The sequence below is a fragment of the Halopseudomonas sp. MFKK-1 genome (genome assembly GCF_027474385.1).
Taxonomy (GTDB): domain Bacteria; phylum Pseudomonadota; class Gammaproteobacteria; order Pseudomonadales; family Pseudomonadaceae; genus Halopseudomonas; species Halopseudomonas aestusnigri.
The window spans coordinates 3,182,671-3,200,522 of sequence record NZ_CP114836.1 but is presented as its reverse complement, the minus strand read 5'-3'; the positions used below and the strand labels follow the sequence as shown (position 1 = coordinate 3,200,522).

Annotated in this window: 10 protein-coding genes; 9 read left to right on the top strand and 1 reads right to left on the bottom strand. The window is 57.3% G+C overall.

The genetic code is table 11. The annotated features are described in order from the left end of the window. The first annotated feature begins 43 nt into the window (after positions 1-43). The 5 genes from O5O48_RS14840 to O5O48_RS14820 all read left to right on the top strand — a co-directional run bounded on the left by O5O48_RS14840 (position 44) and on the right by O5O48_RS14820 (position 6,491). Positions 44-817 (top strand): enoyl-CoA hydratase/isomerase family protein, encoded by a 774-nt coding sequence (locus O5O48_RS14840; RefSeq protein ID WP_269687427.1) that lies wholly within the window; start codon positions 44-46, stop codon positions 815-817. Positions 818-907: 90 nt separating this feature from the next. Beyond that, entirely contained in the window at positions 908-1,747 is an 840-nt protein-coding gene (locus O5O48_RS14835; protein WP_269687426.1) for a cache domain-containing protein, read from the top strand. 339 nt (positions 1,748-2,086) lie between these two features. Further along, on the top strand, positions 2,087-2,902 hold the full coding sequence (locus O5O48_RS14830; protein ID WP_228245035.1) for a motility protein A: 816 nt from the start codon (positions 2,087-2,089) through the stop codon (positions 2,900-2,902). Continuing rightward, positions 2,895-3,680 (top strand): OmpA/MotB family protein, encoded by a 786-nt coding sequence (locus tag O5O48_RS14825; protein ID WP_269687425.1) that lies wholly within the window; start codon positions 2,895-2,897, stop codon positions 3,678-3,680. The genes O5O48_RS14830 and O5O48_RS14825 overlap by 8 nt, the downstream gene beginning before the upstream one ends. 195 nt (positions 3,681-3,875) lie before the next feature. Next, on the top strand, positions 3,876-6,491 hold the full coding sequence (locus O5O48_RS14820; protein ID WP_269687424.1) for an EAL domain-containing protein: 2,616 nt from the start codon (positions 3,876-3,878) through the stop codon (positions 6,489-6,491). 25 nt (positions 6,492-6,516) lie between these two features. Here the strand turns inward: O5O48_RS14820 and O5O48_RS14815 are convergent, their stop codons facing one another. Beyond that, on the bottom strand, positions 6,517-7,152 hold the full coding sequence (locus O5O48_RS14815; RefSeq protein ID WP_269687423.1) for a hypothetical protein: 636 nt from the start codon (positions 7,150-7,152) through the stop codon (positions 6,517-6,519). Between the two features lie 225 nt (positions 7,153-7,377). On the opposite strand from O5O48_RS14815, the gene O5O48_RS14810 reads away from it, so the two are divergent. The 4 genes from O5O48_RS14810 to O5O48_RS14795 all read left to right on the top strand — a co-directional run bounded on the left by O5O48_RS14810 (position 7,378) and on the right by O5O48_RS14795 (position 17,852). Further along, entirely contained in the window at positions 7,378-7,722 is a 345-nt protein-coding gene (locus tag O5O48_RS14810) for a YggL family protein (RefSeq protein ID WP_269687422.1), read from the top strand. A 741-nt stretch (positions 7,723-8,463) separates the two neighbouring features. Beyond that, on the top strand, positions 8,464-10,029 hold the full coding sequence (locus O5O48_RS14805; RefSeq protein ID WP_269687421.1) for a TolC family protein: 1,566 nt from the start codon (positions 8,464-8,466) through the stop codon (positions 10,027-10,029). Beyond that, a complete protein-coding gene (locus tag O5O48_RS14800; RefSeq protein ID WP_230927606.1) occupies positions 10,029-10,778 on the top strand; it encodes an efflux RND transporter periplasmic adaptor subunit in 750 nt (249 codons plus the stop codon). Before O5O48_RS14805 ends, O5O48_RS14800 begins: the two co-directional genes overlap by 1 nt. 39 nt (positions 10,779-10,817) lie before the next feature. Further along, positions 10,818-17,852: a DUF4347 domain-containing protein gene (locus O5O48_RS14795; protein ID WP_269687420.1), complete on the top strand. Its 7,035-nt coding sequence runs from the start codon at positions 10,818-10,820 to the stop codon at positions 17,850-17,852.

The window sequence follows — 17,852 nt, the reverse complement described above, 5'->3', positions numbered from 1 at the left end:
CGGCTGGCCAGGTGCCAGCCGTTGCCGTTTCCGGAGGAACCTGATGACAACCTTGCTTTCCGGTCGCCAGCTCAGCCTTGAGCTTGCTGACGGCTGCGCAACCCTGACCTTCAATAACCCTCAGGCAATGAATGCACTCAGCGTTGAAATGGCGCAGGAATGTTTTCACGCCACCGAGCTGCTGCTTTCCCGTGACGATGTGCGTGTTCTGCTGCTGCGCGGGGAAGGTCGGGCGTTTGTTGCCGGTGGTGATCTGCAGGCGCTGCAGTCGGATCCGGTTGGCGCTGCCATGGCAATCATTGAGCCCATGCACGCCTGCATACGTCAGTGGCACTCTGCGCCCTGGTTGACTATGGCTGTTGTGCAGGGCGCTGCAGCCGGGGCGGGCTTGAGCCTGGTAGCGGCGGCGGATCTGGTGCTGGCTACCAGTGCGGCGCGCTTCGTTTATGCCTACAGCGATATCGCGACAACGCCGGACCTGGGGCTGTCGTGGTCGCTGGTGCGACGAATCGGTCGCAGCAGAACGCTTGAGATGGCGCTTCTGGGGCACGGCCTCTCTGCTGAGCAGGCGTGTGAGTGGGGCCTGGTGCAGAGAGTTGTCAGCGCCGAGCAGCTTGATATCGAGCTGGCTGCGTTGCTCAAGCGCATCTTGTCGCTGGACCCCCAGGTAGTGCGGGCGACGATCGATCTGATCGATCTGGGATTGCAGCACGAACTGGCGACTCAGCTGGATGCCGAGCAATACAGCTTTGTGAGCTGTGCCAGTCGTCCGGCGTTTGCCGGCGCAGTCGCAGCGTTTCTGGCCAAACGGCGCTGAGGTCGTCCAAATGGACGACGCGCAGACGCTTCACAGTTTCTAGGGTAGTTTGACTGGTTATTCTCATCCGCCTATGTGTTGTGAGTCCTTATGAAAAACATCATCACTGCCAGTCTCGCTCTTCTTTCCATGCTGCTCTGCTCGCAGCTGATTGCCGCCGAAGGGGAACAGGAACAGCGGGCAAATGCCTTGCTCGAGCGTGCAGCCGAGTTCCTGAAAGCCGAAGGCGAGCGCAGTTTTGCCGTTTTCAGCAGGCAGGGCGACTTCACCGAAAGCGACTTGTACGTCTTCGTTATTGACCGCTCAGGTGTGATGGTTGCCAGCGGAGGACCATCCCGTGTGCTGATAGGGCGCAATATTGCATCCCTGCTGGATGACCATCTGCAGGAGACGTTCCAGCAGGTACTGGCAGTCGAGGAGGCTGATGGTGTTCAGGTTAGCGAGTATCGCTGGCTGAATTGGCAGCAAGGCAAGGAGGAGCGTAAGAAGGCCTTCTACCGAGTGGTAAACGATTACATCGTTGCCGTCGGCTATTACCTGCCGCGCACAGGCAAGCAGGGCGCGCTGGTCATGCTGGACAGGGTCGTCGAGGCACTTACCACGAATCAACAGGCCACCATTGCGCGCATCAACGATCTGGACAGTGCCTTTTATCAGGATGACCTTTACCCCTTCGTGGTCGATGGCGATACGCGTCGCTTCGTTGCACACGGTTACAACCCGGGACTGATCGGGACACGCTTCGATACCCTGCGCGATCATGCCGGTAACCCGCTCGGTGATCCTGTACTGGCGCTGATGACAGGGAAGGACGAGGCCGAGTTCAGTTACCAGTGGCGCAATCCGGTGACCCAGCATGTGGAATCCAAAACCATTGCCATTCGCCGGCTCGGTAATCTGTTGGCGTGTGTCGGGTGGTACACCGAGTAATCCGGGGAGCAGCCCTTGCTGGTTGGTATATGAGTCAGGTGTAATTAGCGCGGTAGCCTTGGCCAGTTGCCGCGCCTTGCGCTGATAAGTCACTTCTGCAAAACCTGTCAGGCTTCAACTTCCCCATACATCGGTCTTCCTTCGATAGCAGTACATCCTGTGACTGCCGAGGGTATTCGCGCCCGGCTTGTCTGCGGCCTCTTTTATGGGGCTATACCCATCCCTGCAGCTAGGGCAAACTCTCTCAGAACTGATATCGCGTCGGATTTTCTGTCTGTCTGCGTCCTGCAACGGGCCTATCTATCCTGCGATACCCAATTACATTCTGATGGAGCCTGCATGAATCCGTCCACGCTGATCGGCATGATTGCCGGTGTGCTGTTGCTTGCCACTGTTCTGGTGTTTTCAACGGAGGCGCCGGGGCTGTTTCTCAATCTGCCCGGACTGGGGATTGTGCTGTTTGGCACGCTGGCGGCGACCTTTATCAGCTACCCCATGCGCGAGGTGCTGCGCATCTTCGGCCTGCTGGCAACGGTGATGCGCAATGAACGGCTGTATGCGCGGCAGGACATCGAAGAGCTGATCAGAATCTATCGTATCTGGATGTCTGGTGACCTCAAGGCGGTTGAGCGTGCCCTTGAGCAGGTTGCCAATCCGTTTCTCAAGACCGGGGTTCAACTGGTGGTGGATATGACGCCGGAAGAGGATGTGATGGATCTTCTACAGTGGCGCATAGCGCGTTTGCGTGCGCGTGAGCACGCCGAGGCGCAGCTGTTCCGCGTCATGGCCAGCTACGCGCCGGCCTTTGGCATGGTCGGGACCCTGGTCGGCCTGGTCAATTTGATGTTCCTGCTGGGCGACGGTGATGTCACCAGTATTGGTCAGCAGATGGCAGTCGCCCTGATCACGACCTTTTACGGGGTGCTGCTGGCGAACCTGCTGTTCAAGCCGGTTGCAGTCAAGCTGGAGCGGCGCACCGAGGATCGTGTCGCGCTGATGAATACCATCATGCAGGGCATCTCGATGATGAACCGAAAATGCAGCCCGGCGGTGATGCGCGAAATGCTCAAGTCGTTCATGGCCCATTATCGGGACGAGATCAATGACGGCAGCAAGGGCAAGCCGGCCCTGCACGGCGAGGCTCGAGATGACTGATTTGCCGGGCGATGGCGATGATCGCGCACGCAGCGTCCTGCTTGAAAAGCAGCTGCATCTGACCGAACTTGAACTGCAGCGGGCACGGCGAGAAGGTGCTGTTGCTGCGCACAGGGCACGGCGACAGCCGGTTATTCATGAAGCCTTCGAGCCTCCTGAAGAGGAGGGTTGGCTTACTGTTTATCTGGATGTATTGACGCTGCTGCTGGTGATGCTGGTGGTCATGCTGACGTTTGCCGGCTCGGTACGTGATAACTCATCGGGCGGCGTCCAGGTCGACACGCTCAGCGAGACAGCAGCTCCTGTGCAGATCGTTTCTCCGCCGATTACGGAGCCGGTTGCGCCGGCACCGACGTCTGATCCGCTTTCCGGGCTGGATACCTCAGCGCTGGGAGATGACATCGAGGTTATCTACAACGATCAGAGTGTGAGTTTTCGCATCAGCAGCGAGATCATCTTTGCGCCGGCAGAGGCGGAGCTCAGTCTTGATGGTCTGCTGGTGCTGCGCAAGTTGTTGCCTGTGCTGCGTCAGGGTGAGCACCGCATTACCATTGCCGGGCACACGGACAGCCTGCCGATTCGCAGCCTGCGCTATCCGTCGAACTGGGAGTTGTCAGGGGCACGTGCCGGCAGTGTGGTGCGTTACCTTGAGGCCAACGGTATTGCCAGTCAGCGCTTGGTCGCCGTGGGATATGCCGATACGCAGCCACTGCAGGGGAATGATACCGCCACTGGTCGAGCAGCCAACCGCCGCGTGGAGCTCATTCTAGAAAAATAACGGCATCCGCCGGGGAAGGGGCATCAGCCCCGATTTGGCGTTCGTGTTTTTGAGTGACATCAATGTGACATTATTAGGTGGCTGGGCGTCCCAGTTGCGCCTATGGTTTTGCGGGAGGCTTGCCTTGTCGCCCAATATTAATCCGAGACTGCGCGCGCCTGCCGCCGCCATTGTCAGCAGCTTTCGAGGTACTTGATGTTTCTGGATCTGGTCGAGAATCTGACGCTGCTGATTGCGCTCTGCTGGCTTCACGCAATGATCATGCGCTACCTGGATGGCTACGAGCTGCCTGGCAAGGTGTGCTCGGGAGTACTCTTTGGCGCTGTGTGCATTGTTGGCATGATGATTCCGCTTGAGCTGGCTGAAGGGCTGATCTTCGATGGCCGTACAGTGGTGCTCAGTATGGCCGCGTTTTTCGGTGGACCGCTGGTCGCGGGGATTGCCGGTGTGATGGCAGGTTTGTTCCGGCTGTCGCTCGGCGGTGTCGGCCTGGTGCCGGGGTTACTGAACGTGGCCATGCCCGTATTGATGGGACTGCTGTTTCGTCATCTCTATCGACGCCATCGGATTCCCTTCAACGTGCTCTCGTTGCTGATATTCAGCGCTGGAATGCACCTGCTTGAGGTGCTCATTCTCGCACTGCTGCCGGCTGACAATTATGCCCTGTTTCTGGAACATGCTCTGGTACCGCTACTGGCTGTGCTGATCCCGGCCGCTGTTTTGCTTGGTCTGCTGTTGGAAGATGTGGAGCAGCAGCGGCAGGCACGCAATGCGCTGCGCCAGAGCGAGGCCTATCTGAAGGCAGTGACGGACGCGGTGCCGGATGTGTTTATGGTGCTTGACGAGCAGGGCACCTACCTTAAAGTCAGCACGCCGCAGCACGAACTGCTTGCTGCTGAGCAATCAAAGTTGCTGAACAGGCGTTTGCAGGACGTATTGCCGAAGGAGCAGGCTGATCGTTTTCTCGAGTTTATCGCGCGGACACTGGATACGGATCAACCGCTGTCAATCGAGTACAGCATGCAGACGCTGGCAGGGATCAGAACCTTTGAAGCCAGAGCACGGCGTCTGGAAGTCATGGTTGGTGGGCGGCGAGCAGTGGTGCTGTTGGCACGCGACATCAGCGACCGGGTAGCCCTTGAGCTTGATCAGCGGATCGCTGCAATCGCGTTCGAGTCCCAGCAGGGGATGCTGGTTACCGACGCGCAGACACGAATCATCAAGGCCAATCGCGCGTTCTCGGCCATCACCGGCTACAGCGAAGCAGAGGTTCTGGGCCAGCCGACGCGAATCCTCGGCTCAGGCCATCAGGGGGCGGAGTTTTACCAGCAGATGTGGAAGGCGCTTTACGAGTCTGGTGGCTGGCAGGGCGAAATATGGAACCGCCGCAAGAGTGGCGAGGCATTTCCCGAATGGCTGACGATCAGCGCCGTACACGATGCCAAGGGGCGCCTGACCAACTACGTTGCGTCTCTGACCGATATCAGTGAGCGCAAGGATGCAGAAGAAAAGATTCAGCATCTGGCCTTTTACGATCCGCTGACCAATCTGCCCAATCGTCGGCTGATGCGTCAGCGCCTGGAGCAGGCGCTTGTGGTTTGCCGTCGCGAGCAGCACTACGCCGCGTTGATTTTTCTGGATCTGGACGACTTCAAGAACGTCAATGATCTCTACGGTCACCAGATTGGAGATGGGATGCTGTGTCAGGTTGCCGAGCGGCTTCGGCACGCATTGCGTGAGCGCGATACGGTAGCGCGCTTTGGCGGAGACGAATTTGTGGTTTTGCTTGAGGGCCCGGAAGTCAATGCGACCGAAGCGGCCACCCAGGTTGAACACATCGGCAGGAAGCTGCTGCAAACCCTGCGTGAACCCTACCTGATCAAGGATCAGGTTTTCAGCAGCAGTGCGAGCCTCGGCATTGTGCTGTTCAACGATGAGCAGCACACCGCTGACGAGTTGATGCAGTACGCTGATCTGTCGATGTACAGCGCCAAGGCAGCAGGCAAGGACATGCTGAGCTTCTATGACCCGCAGATGCAGGCGGTCGTGAGCATGCGGATCGAGCTTGAGGAGGACATTCGGCGTGGACTTGCGCAGGAAGAGTTTGTGCTCTATCTGCAGCCCCAGGCCGATGCCAGCGGCAATTTTGAAGGGGCCGAGGCGCTTGTCAGATGGCAGCATCCTTCGCGGGGCCTGCTTGCGCCAGGCGTGTTTATCGACATTGCAGAGCGCTCTGGGTTGATAGAGTCACTGGATCTGGCAATCCTGCGTCAGGGTTGTGAGCTGCTGGCGCGATGGGCACAGCAACCGCAGACCGCGACGCTGTCGTTGGCTGTCAATATCAGTGCACGACTTTTGTACCGGGACGATTTTGTCTGTCAGGTCAGGGAAATTCTGCAGCAGACAGGCGCCAGTGCACTGCAGCTCAAGCTTGAGATAACCGAGTCCCTGTTGCTGACCGATGTAGACAAAGCCGTCTCTCGAATGCAGCTGCTGAGGGAGATGGGAGTGCGGTTTGCCATTGATGACTTCGGTACCGGTTACTCATCCATGGCGTATCTGCAGCGCCTGCCGCTCGACCAACTGAAGATAGACCAGTCTTTTGTCCGAGGGCTCCCTGATGACAAAGGCAACATCGCCATTGTCAGAGCCATATTGTCGATGGCCGAAGGGCTTGAACTTGAGGTCATCGCCGAAGGCGTTGAGCACCCTGCGCAGCAGGATATTCTGCGTCTGCATGGCTGCAGGCACTTTCAGGGCTACCTGTTTGGCAAGCCGATGTCTGTGGATGCATTTCTTGAGCTGCTTTGAAATCTGGCGCACGAGCTGCTCGGCATCAGCTGCCGGCGCGCTCGTCTCTGATGCCCAGTATGTGTCGCCGGATTGACCTGTTAGAAACCAGACCGGCGATCATGACCCTAAGCCTGTTCCATTCATGCACCCAGCGACTGTCGGTTGCGAGTTCAAAGTCGGGATCGCCCGTGTGAAGTCTGTTTACTCTCAGGCGCGGCAGGGCAAGGCAGTAGTCACCGCGATCGGTTATGACGCCTAACCGGTTTTGGCTGCTGAATAGCTCGTTGGCCGCGTCATGGTCAAGATCGTGGTTCGATGTAGAGAAGGTGCCGCCCGGAGCCAGTGTAGCGCTGTCGTGACTGAACGCCGCCAGCACCGGTTGCACATTTCGGCCTTCGATCAGTTCACCCGCCACGCAGCGCAGATAGTGGATCTGCGGTCCCAGGATGTCGATACGCTGGATGACCATTGGTCGATCGCTGCGGTTCTTGATTCGCAGGAACGTCGTCCAGTCGCCTGGAAGCAAGGAGGGACGAAAGTGAGCGGCGGTCACCACCAATGGCTTTGCTCGATGTCGCAGCAGGCGAGTCCAGATGGTCAATGCCGTGAGCAGGGCCAGCAGGGTAGCTATCCCGGCCAGTGTTGCAGCGTTGTCCCAGAGCCAGATAAAACGATTCATTATCTCTCCATCAAAGGCGTTGAATCCGGGAAAGATACTTGCCGATCTCGGCTTGAATGGCAAAACAAAGTGCAAGGCATATCAGCGTTCAGGAAGGCCAACTGGTATCAGTCCGCGGTAACAGGGCGCCGCGCGACGGGTTTAGCAGTGCAGCTGGTCGGAAGGCCAGCGGGAGCGGGGCTACCCTGCTACAATCCGCGCTGACATCATTCAAGAGGAAAACTTATGGCTACCAATCGGTCCCGTCGCCTGCGCAAAAAGCTGTGTGTTGACGAGTTTCAGGAGCTGGGCTTTGAGCTGAATCTCGAATTCAAGAGCGATCTTGATATTGAGGCGATTGACGCCTTCCTGGACCAGTTCCTGGCTGAGGCAATGGACGCAAACAACCTGGATTATGTTGGTGGCGAGGGCTTTGGTCTGGTTTGCCTGGCCGAGCGCGGCTCGGTCAGCGAAGAGCAGCGTCAGGCTGTCGAGAGCTGGCTCAAGGCGCGCAGCGAACTGGCTGTCTGCGAAGTCGGTCCTCTGCAGGATGCCTGGTATCCTGACAAGCCGATCAACGCAGCGGTTTAACAGTTTAGGGGCATCAGGTAATGATGGCCCAGATTTGCGAGTAAAGCCCCTGGCCCAAAGCCAGGGGCTTTTTCGTAACAGCGCGCAGCCAGGAATAAGGTTTGGCTTCCAGCGTTTAACAGCCAGAGTTTATTTTGGTGATTTATTTAGTGTGGTTAACGCTTTATTGTGTCTGTTGTATCGTCTCATGCTGCATTAACTTTATAAGTTAGCGGCTTAAGTGTCTGTTTTTTTAGTCCGTATTGCTTTTTTCTTGTTGCTCTCTTCCATTCTGAAAACCGCAGCTCATTGCCCAGTAAGCTGAGGAACGATTGTGCTTTATCAGAGCGCCAAGTGTGCTCTGTACTTGCCGTTATGCGATCGGGTATTACATTCCGCTAATACCCTGGTTGGCTGCAAGGCTGCAATAATTGCTGCAGTTGGCTGGTTTTTTGGGGCGATATAGCCCCATTTGGCTGGCAGAAGTTCTGATTGCTAATGCGACTTCTGTGTTGGTAGTGCTATTCGACTGCCGTGTTTGATCCTGTCGCTGGATGCTGCATGTTGTTTTTTTTGACGCTATTTAATTGGCGTTTTCGCGTGTGCGCAATGAGTTCCCCTCTGGAGAACATTGACCTGAATCAACCGATCTTTGCTTATAGCTTTTCGCTGTAAATAGACTTGTTTTTTAATTTGCAGAATGATTAGTATGCTGGCACGTCGCCATTGGATTGGTCCGATCTTCTACCGAAGGAAGAGTTCATGCTTAAGAAGTCCCTGCTAGCTTTATCTGTTGTTGCCCTCGCAAGTGGTTGCTCTGTTACTCCCAACGTGATTAGTCCGCAAAGCCTTGAAACGACAGCGCTTTCGGATATCGAACGCTTGGCGCAGGAGCAGGCTGTTGAGGCAGCGATCTCTCTGGATGAGGCGATCGCCCGCGCCGTTCTCAACAATCGTGATAAGAAACTGAAGTCCCTGGAAGCGGCTCTGGCCCAAGGGCAAATCGATCTTGTTCGCCATGAGATGTTGCCTGAGCTGACGGCATCGGCGGGTTATTCGAAGCGCAGTGAATACGCAGCGTCTGCCAGCGTCAACTTTACTGATGGCGAGCCGGATGCGCTGGGTCCGAACCCGGCTTACTCCGTTTCACAGGGTCGTGAGCGTGATACTCAGGATGTTGCCTTCTCCTGGAATGTCCTCGACTTTGGTCTGTCCTATGTTCGTGCTCAGCAGCATGCGGATCGTTATCTGATTACCAGGGAGCGTGAGCGAAAGGTTGTTCACAACATTACCCAGGACGTGCGCGCTGCCTACTGGCGAGCAGTCTCGGCAGAGCGCCTGCTGAGCAAGATCAATCCTCTTATCGATCAGGCCAGTGATGCACTGGCGAACTCGCGCCAGGTGGAAACTCAAGGATTGCGTTCACCGCTGGATGCGCTGTATTACCAGCGTGAGTTACTGGATATTCTCCGCGCGCTGCAGGCCCTGCGTCAGGACCTTATGGGAGCCAAGACCGAATTGTCGGCCCTCATGGGTTTGAAGCCGGGCACGCAGTTCTCCCTGGTTGACGTGTCGAATCCGGCTTTTGTGGTGCCTGAGCTGAGCGTGGGCCTGGCCGAGATGGAAGAGCAGGCGCTGCAGCAGCGCCCTGAGCTGGTCGAAACTCACTACCAGAAACGCATTTCTGCTGCAGAGACAAAGGCAGCAATGCTGAGCCTGCTGCCGGGTATTCAGTTGACCGCCGGCTCGTACCAGGACAGTAACGAATATCTGCTGAACCAGGATTGGACCAGTGTCGGCGCGCAGATCAGCTGGAACATGCTGGACGTGTTCAAGATTGGCGCTGAGCGTCGGATGGCAGAGACCCGCGAGGCGCTGACCGAAGAGCAGCGTTTGGCTACCTCCATGGCGGTTCTCACTCAGGTGCATCTCTCTCGCATCCGCTATGAGCAGGCGCGCAAAAGCTTCGACCTGGCCACTCAGTATCTCGGTGTTGCCGAGCGCATTGGCGAGCAGACCCGCAATGCTGCGGAGCACAAGCGCATGTCGCAGCTCGACCTGATTCGTGAGTCGCTTAACACTGTCCTGGCCGAGCTGCGCCGTGATGTTGCGTATGCCGATCTGCAGAACAGCTACGGTCGTGTCTTTGTGACCATCGGCATGGATCTGCTCCCGCAGGATTATCAGACTCTGAATGTTGAGGCGTTGGGCCAGGAGATCGGACAGCGCTTTGATCAGTGGCAGCATTCAGCTCAAAGTGCACAGTCTGCGGAGGCCGTTGTGCCAGTTGAGTCTGATCAAGTCGTCGCCAGCGACAAGACCAGCTGATGCGTCAGCAATTCAATCTGGGGCTGTCGCTGGCCCTGCTGGCAAGCGCGGCTTCGGCTCAGGCCGAGTACCAGGCGCGAGCAGTGATCAAGTCACTGGATCGCGCCGTACTCTCGGGCGAGCTGGCTGCGCGCGTTGAGCGCATTCCTTACCTTCCCGGTGAGGCCTTTGAAAGGGGAGCAGTTCTGGTTGATCTGGACTGTTCCCTGTATGACGCCCAGGCCGAGAAGGTGGCTGCTGAAGTTCAGGCAGCGCGAATCAAAAGCGAAAATGCTCGTGAGCTTGATGCCTTGAACTCAATCGGTGGGCTGGATGTCGCTCTGGCGCAGTCAGAATATGCCCAGGCTCTGGCTGAGCTGAAAATTGCCCGTCTCAACACCGACCGCTGTGTAATCAAGGCACCCTGGCGAGGCCGCGTTGTCGGTCTGCGGGTCAACGCCCACGAGAATATTCGCCAGCAACAGGAATTGATTGAGGTTGTGGGTGACCAGAACCTCGAGGCGGAAGTGGTTGTGCCTGCAGCCTGGCTGAACTGGCTGACCGTGGGCCAGCCAATCAGCTTGCTGGTGGACAACCTTGCCGAACCCGAATCTGCCGAGGTTAGGGCGATTATTCCCGCAATTGATGCTGTCAGCCAGACAGTCCTGCTGAGAGCCAAATTGCCACAAAACACGCAACTTATACCCGGTATGAGCGCGACTGCCGTATTCAGCGAGCCCGCGCCCGCCGAAGAACAAGTCAGCCCCTGAAACAGACCATCTGGCCGGTGCCCTAAAGGGATAGAGGACATGAAAAAACACACCCCCGCTAACGCAGTTCGCTTTCGCCGCAAGCCCCTGATCAGTGCGCTGGAGCCGCGCATTCTGCTTGATGGTGCTGCGGTTGCTACCGCTGTAGAAATGACCACGGACGTGGCTTTTCAGGAGGCCGCAACGCATACCGCTTCGGCCGAACAGAGCATGCATTTTGCTGCGCCGGCGCCCACGGCAAGTGAGCCTGGTAATCGCCGCGAAGTCGCTTTTGTCGATACCTCGGTAGACAACTATCAGGACTTGGTCGATGGGCTGGATGACGGTGTTGAAGTCATTCTGATAGACAGCAGCGAGAACGGCCTGGAACAAATGGTCGCCGCGCTGCAGGGGCAGTCGGGTATTGATGCCATCCACCTGTTCTCTCACGGTGATGTGGGTGAGCTGAAACTCGGCACACTGACGCTTAATGGTGAGAATCTGGATGCCAATGCGCAACTGCTCGCCGCGCTGGGTGAAACGCTGACCGAGTCGGGTGACCTGATGCTCTACGGTTGCTACGTCGGCTCTGATAGCGAGGGGCAGGGTTTTCTGGATGCCGTAGCGCAACTTACCAGCGCTGATGTTGCTGCGTCCGAAGACCTGACCGGTGCCCAGGCACTCGGCGGGGATTGGGAGCTGGAGGTGACCAGTGGTTCGGTCGAGACCACTGCATTGGTTGCTGCTGGGTACGATGGCACGCTGGCGCCGTTGGTAATCTCCAACCTTGATGACCTCCAGTACAGCGAAGGTGACGGGGCTGTGCTGATTGACGGCGATGTGACCATCGGTGGCGGCACCGATTATACCGGCGGTTATATCGACTTCGAAATTGGTGGTGCGACGTCCTCAGAGTCGCTGGGCTTCATCAGTGACAGCACACCCTCAACCGTGAACGGTGAGGTATCCATCGTTGGCACCACGGTCTACCGGGGTAACGGGTCTGTCGCGATTGTGATTGGTAGCGTTGACCCGATCAAGAACGGTGAAAATGGCCAGCCGCTGAGAATCAACTTCTCCAACGCATTTGAAAACGGCGACTTCCAGGATGGCACCAACGGTTCGACGGTTATCTCAGGCTGGACATCGGTCATGCAACGTCTGCGCATGGGTGTTGACCAAATCGCCGGGCAACTTACCCCAGTTGACCCAACCTACCCCGCCAGCAATGGGTCTATAGGCGATAACACTACCGGGGGTAATTTTACTCAAAGTGCCAAACTATCGAATTATGCTGGTTCCGATGCGAACGATTTAGCGATCGAGCTTGATACCGGGCAAGAATATATCGACCAAGGGTATGGCGTAATTCGAGGGCCGGCCGTTTATAGTGATGGGGCGGTAGTGCTTCAGGTAGGTGATAAGGTGTCCTTCGACTGGAAGGCGCTTAGCGGCGGTGATGCCTATGATGCGTTTGGCTACATTATCGACGTCAATACCGGTGAAACCATCACAATTCTGGATCGTACCGGTACCGCTTCGAATCAGGAGACCAGTTGGGCGCGCGAGGAGATCACAATCGCAGCTGGCCAGGAAGGGGTATACCGATTTGTCTTTGTAGCAGGGTCGTACGATTTTACTGGCGGAACGTTGGTCGGTGGCAAGCTGATGATCGACGACGTCAAGGTCACCCAAGCCAACCCGCCGGGCCCAGTTGGTGACTCTGTACTGACCTCCCTTGCCCAGCGCATAACCTACGAAAATACCGCGGTCGACTACAATACACTGACCCGCACCGTTACCGTCTCGGTAATGGACAAGGCTGGCAATACCGGCTCCGATACCAGTCAGGTCACTATCGCTGAACGCAACAACGCTCCCTCGTTCAGTGGCAATGCATCACTCGGCGCTGTCAATGAAGACACCACGGCTCCTGCAGGTAGCAGTGTCGGTACTCTGTTTGGCTCGCTGTTCTCGGATGTCGATGCGTCCTTTGATCCGAAGGATTCACTGGCAGGCATCATCATCACCGGCGACGCCAGCGATTCCTCGCAGGGCGAGTGGCAATATTCCACTGATGGCACCAACTGGCTAGCGGTTGGTACTGTGTCGGCCGATGCAGGTCTGCTGCTGTCTTCTACTGCGAGCCTGCGGTTCGTTCCTGCGGCGGATTACAATGGCGCGCCCGGTAGCCTCAGTGTTCATGCTGTTGACAGCTCTGATCCCGGCATTACCTTCACCAGCGGTGCGACCAGACAAGCGTTTGATACTACCGCTGTTGGAAGCACCGGCGGCACAGCAGCAGTCTCGGCTGCAGCGGTTAGTCTTGGAACATCCATTACCGCAGTTAATGATATCCCGGTAATTGATAACAGCACCGGGACTGTAACCGGCGCGTCGGAGGATACTGCCAGGACCATTACCTACGCAGAACTGCAAGCCTTGGCCAACGCCTCCGACAAAGAGGATGCCTCGGTATCGTTCCGTATCGATTCCATTCTCAGTGGTACTTTGCGCCGCGAGTCTGGCGGGGTACTCAGCGATGTCGTTGCCGGTACTACACTGCTGGCACCAGGCGAGAGCCTGATTTGGCTGCCGGGCAGTAATGCCAACGGCGTACTCTCGGCTTTCACGGTGAAAGCCGTTGACAGCCAGAACGGGGTGTCTGCTGCCAGCTTGCAGGTCAATGTTCAGGTCGCGGCCGTCAATGATCCGGTCTCCATTACCGGCAAGTCATCCGTCACACTTAACGAAGACTCTTCGATTCTCATCAACGGGTTCGCCCTGACGGATGTTGAAGGGGACAACGTCACAGTTCGTATCAGTTCAAACCATGGCAACCTGACTCTGGATAATCCAGGTTCGGTCTCTGTTTCCCAGTCCGGTGGCCACACTCTGGTGTTCTCGGGTGCTATTGGCGATGTTCAGGCCGCTCTTAACTCGCTTCGTTACGCAGGTGATGCCGATTACTTTGGCAGCGACCAGCTGACAATCGAAGCGAGTGACGACAGCGGCACCAGCTGGCAACCCTATCGGGTGGATGAGCAGGGCTTGTTCTACAACCCTGCGAATGGGCATTACTACGAGTACGTCAGTGCACCCGGTATGACCTGGGCGGACGCTAAGGCTGCCGCTGAGAGCCGCGAGTTGTTTGGCTTGAAGGGGTATCTGGCCACCGTAACCTCCGCTGAGGAAAATGCCTTTATTACTCCGAAGCTGGGTGGCGATGGCTGGATGGGTGCCAGCGATGCTGCTATTGAAGGGCAATGGCGCTGGGTAACCGGGCCAGAGGCGGGCACTTTATTTTGGACTGGTACGGGTAGCGGTAGCTCGGTTGACGGCAACTATGAAAACTGGGGCGACGGTGAACCGAACAATGCTGGCGAAGAAGACTACGCGCACTTCATCTCCAGTAATGGAAAATGGAATGATTATGCATTTAACAACGGTGCTATTAGCGGCTATATCGTCGAGTACGGTGGAGCTGGATTTGGCACTTTGGAAGCAGCTACCCTCGACATCACCATTAACGCAGTAAACGATACCCCAGTCGTGACAGGCGTCGATACCGATGGCGCCATCAATGATAGCGGTCCGCTCTCAGATACTGGTTCAATCACCTTTACTGACGCAGATCCCTCTGATCTGCCTACGGCGGCAGAGACGACCAAGTCGGTTACCGCCAAGCGTGCTGATGGCACCACCAATCTGCCGCTGACTACCGAGCAGCTGGCAGCGATCGAGAATGCTTTCAGCATCAGCCCGGCGGCGGGTAATGACAATGACGGTACCATCAACTGGACCTATGACATTGACGCCGGCGACCTGGAATTTCTGGCCGAGGGTGAAGTGGTTACCGCAGTGTTTACCATCACCGTTGATGACGGCAATGGCGGTACGGCGACCCAGGACGTGACTGTCACCCTGACCGGCAGCAACGATGTGCCTGAGATCAGCGCGGGTGATGTGACCGGCGAGATCACTGATGGCAGCAGTGACCTGACTGACAGCGGTTCGATCAGCTTTACCGATGTGGATCTGACCGACCGCCCAGTGGCGACTGAGGTGACCAAGTCGGTTACCGCCAAGCGCGCTGATGGCACCACCAATCTGCCGCTGACTACCGAGCAGCTGGCAGCGATCGAGAATGCTTTCAGCATCAGCCCGGCGGCGGGTAATGACAATGACGGTACCATCAACTGGACCTATGACATTGACGCCGGCGACCTGGAATTTCTGGCTGAGGGAGAGGTGGTTACCGCGGTGTTTACCATCACCGTTGATGACGGCAATGGCGGCACGGCGACCCAGGACGTGACCGTGACCCTGACCGGCAGCAACGATGTGCCTGAGATCAGCGCGGGTGATGTGACCGGCGAGATCACTGATGGCAGCAGTGACCTGACTGACAGCGGTTCGATCAGCTTTACCGATGTGGATCTGACCGACCGCCCAGTGGCGACTGAGGTGACCAAGTCGGTTACCGCCAAGCGCGCTGATGGCACCACCAATCTGCCGCTGACTACCGAGCAGCTGGCAGCGATCGAGAATGCTTTCAGCATCAGCCCGGCGGCGGGTAATGACAATGACGGTACCATCAACTGGACCTATGACATTGACGCCGGCGACCTGGAATTTCTGGCCGAGGGTGAAGTGGTTACCGCAGTGTTTACCATCACCGTTGATGACGGCAATGGCGGTACGGCGACCCAGGACGTGACTGTCACCCTGACCGGCAGCAACGATGTGCCTGAGATCAGCGCGGGTGATGTGACCGGCGAGATCACTGATGGCAGCAGTGACCTGACTGACAGCGGTTCGATCAGCTTTACCGATGTGGATCTGACCGACCGCCCAGTGGCGACTGAGGTGACCAAGTCGGTTACCGCCAAGCGCGCTGATGGCACCACCAATCTGCCGCTGACTACCGAGCAGCTGGCAGCGATCGAGAATGCTTTCAGCATCAGCCCGGCGGCGGGTAATGACAATGACGGTACCATCAACTGGACCTATGACATTGACGCCGGCGACCTGGAATTTCTGGCTGAGGGAGAGGTGGTTACCGCGGTGTTTACCATCACCGTTGATGACGGCAATGGCGGCACGGCTACTCAGGACGTCACCGTTACCCTGACCGGCAGCAACGATGCGCCAAAGATCACCGTGGTGGATGTGACCGGCGAGATCATCGACGGCACCGATCTGACTGACAGTGGCTCGATCACCTTTACCGATGTGGATCTGACCGACCGCCCAACGGCGAGCGAAGTAACCAAGTCGGTTACCGCCAAGCGAGCTGATGGTATCACCAATCTGCCGCTGACCACCGAGCAGCTGGCAGCGATCGAGAATGCCTTCAGCATCAGCCCGGCAGATGGAAACGTCAACAACGGCACTATCGATTGGACTTACGACATCGACGCTGGTGACCTGGAATTCCTGGCTGAGGGTGAAGTCGTTACCGCGGTGTTTGCCATCACCGTTGATGACGGCAATGGTGGCACGGCGACCCAGGATGTGACCGTTACCCTGACCGGCAGCAACGATGCACCGCAGGTCACCGTTGACGCGCCTGAGGACTTTACCGAGGCAGGTGACGCTGCCGCCCAGGATCTGGTGCAGTCCGGCGAGGTGCACTTTGCGGATGTCGATCTGACGGACACGATCGACGTCAGCTTTGAGTCAAATGACGATATCACCTGGAGCCGCGCGGATAACAGTGTCGTAGGTACGCTGCCTGCTGGGCTGGCTCAGGCGCTGGTTGACGCATTCAGCACTGGTGCCACCGAGCTTGATAACGAAGGGAGCATTGGTTGGACGTACGATGTCCGTGGCCTTGACCTGGATTTCCTCAATGCAGGAGATGAAATCAGCTTCAGCTACACCGTGACAGTAGAAGATAGTCAGGGCGCGACCGATCAGGCTGTTGTGAACTTTCGGATCATAGGTACCAACGATGCCCCAGAAGTCACCGCGCGCGAGCTGAGCCGTGAGGAAACCACTGTGCAGCTGGGCGACCGCTATGCGCTCGAAGTGGACAGTCTGTTCTCCGACAAGGACTCGACGCTAAGCAGAGAGGATCTGGACTTCAGCATCAGCGGGCTGCCGCGCGGGCTGGTTTATAACTCGGAGACCGGCTCAATCTCAGGTTCGCCGCGCGAGCCCGGTGTGTTCGAGGTTCAGGTAACGGCAATTGATGCCGAGGGTGCCACTGTCTCCAGAGTGTTCGAGCTGACGGTGACTGCCGTGCCTAACGAAGCCCCGGCCAATCCCGGCCCGGGCAGTACTCCGCCCCCAGCGCCTGATACTGACTCCCAGCCGGTTGAACTCCCGCAGTCGGGTATGCCAGATGGGCTTGTCAGCGAGAGCGGTGACACGCGTGACCCGCTGGATTCCAGTGGTTTTATGCCGTCGTCCGGCCTTGGCTTCGAAAGTGTTGTTGAAGATGCCATTGGTGAAGGTAGCGAGCCGTCTGATGATCTGCAGGGTGCGGACAACGATGGTGAAGGTCGATCCGAGCAGGTCATTCTGTCCGAACCGGGCGCTATCGCGGTCCAGGTCAGGAATCCCGATGGGTCAACGACCGTTCGCGCTTCGATTGACGTCAACGTAAACGAGGCGGGTCAGGTAGAGTTCACCCAGGTTCAGCGGGATGCATTCGATGTTGTTTCCCTGGTGGTAACCAGTATCAAGAGTAACTCTGAAGGCCAGGTCGTCATCGCGATTCAGGACACCAGTACCAATGGTGGTACCCAGCGTTACAGCGGAACACTGTCGAGCGGTGAGCAGCTGCCTGGGTGGGTTCAGCTGGACCCGACCACTGGTTCGGTCACAATCGGCAATCCGCCTGCTGGTCAGAAAGAGGTCAGTATCAGGGTTCAGGCGATCGGCTCCGACGGGCAGATTCGCGTGCTTGAGCTCAAGCTTGACCTTGAGGAGCTGTTCAAGCGGGCGGCCGGCGCTGATACGGAAGCAGTCGAGCCTGTTGACGTCGAGTCAACGGGATTCATTCCGCTGAATGACCAGTTGGCTGCGGAGATAGCGGCGCGTGACCACTATGGCAGCCGACTCGTGTCGATGCTCCAGTCAGTTTAA

Coding starts and splice junctions, on each gene's coding strand:
- O5O48_RS14835 (WP_269687426.1), top strand. CDS start 908: ATGAAAAACATCATCACTGCCAGTCTCGCTCTTCTTTCCATGCTGCTC.
- O5O48_RS14820 (WP_269687424.1), top strand. CDS start 3,876: ATGTTTCTGGATCTGGTCGAGAATCTGACGCTGCTGATTGCGCTCTGC.
- O5O48_RS14795 (WP_269687420.1), top strand. CDS start 10,818: ATGAAAAAACACACCCCCGCTAACGCAGTTCGCTTTCGCCGCAAGCCC.
- O5O48_RS14805 (WP_269687421.1), top strand. CDS start 8,464: ATGCTTAAGAAGTCCCTGCTAGCTTTATCTGTTGTTGCCCTCGCAAGT.
- O5O48_RS14840 (WP_269687427.1), top strand. CDS start 44: ATGACAACCTTGCTTTCCGGTCGCCAGCTCAGCCTTGAGCTTGCTGAC.
- O5O48_RS14830 (WP_228245035.1), top strand. CDS start 2,087: ATGAATCCGTCCACGCTGATCGGCATGATTGCCGGTGTGCTGTTGCTT.
- O5O48_RS14825 (WP_269687425.1), top strand. CDS start 2,895: ATGACTGATTTGCCGGGCGATGGCGATGATCGCGCACGCAGCGTCCTG.
- O5O48_RS14800 (WP_230927606.1), top strand. CDS start 10,029: ATGCGTCAGCAATTCAATCTGGGGCTGTCGCTGGCCCTGCTGGCAAGC.
- O5O48_RS14815 (WP_269687423.1), bottom strand. CDS start 7,152: ATGAATCGTTTTATCTGGCTCTGGGACAACGCTGCAACACTGGCCGGG.
- O5O48_RS14810 (WP_269687422.1), top strand. CDS start 7,378: ATGGCTACCAATCGGTCCCGTCGCCTGCGCAAAAAGCTGTGTGTTGAC.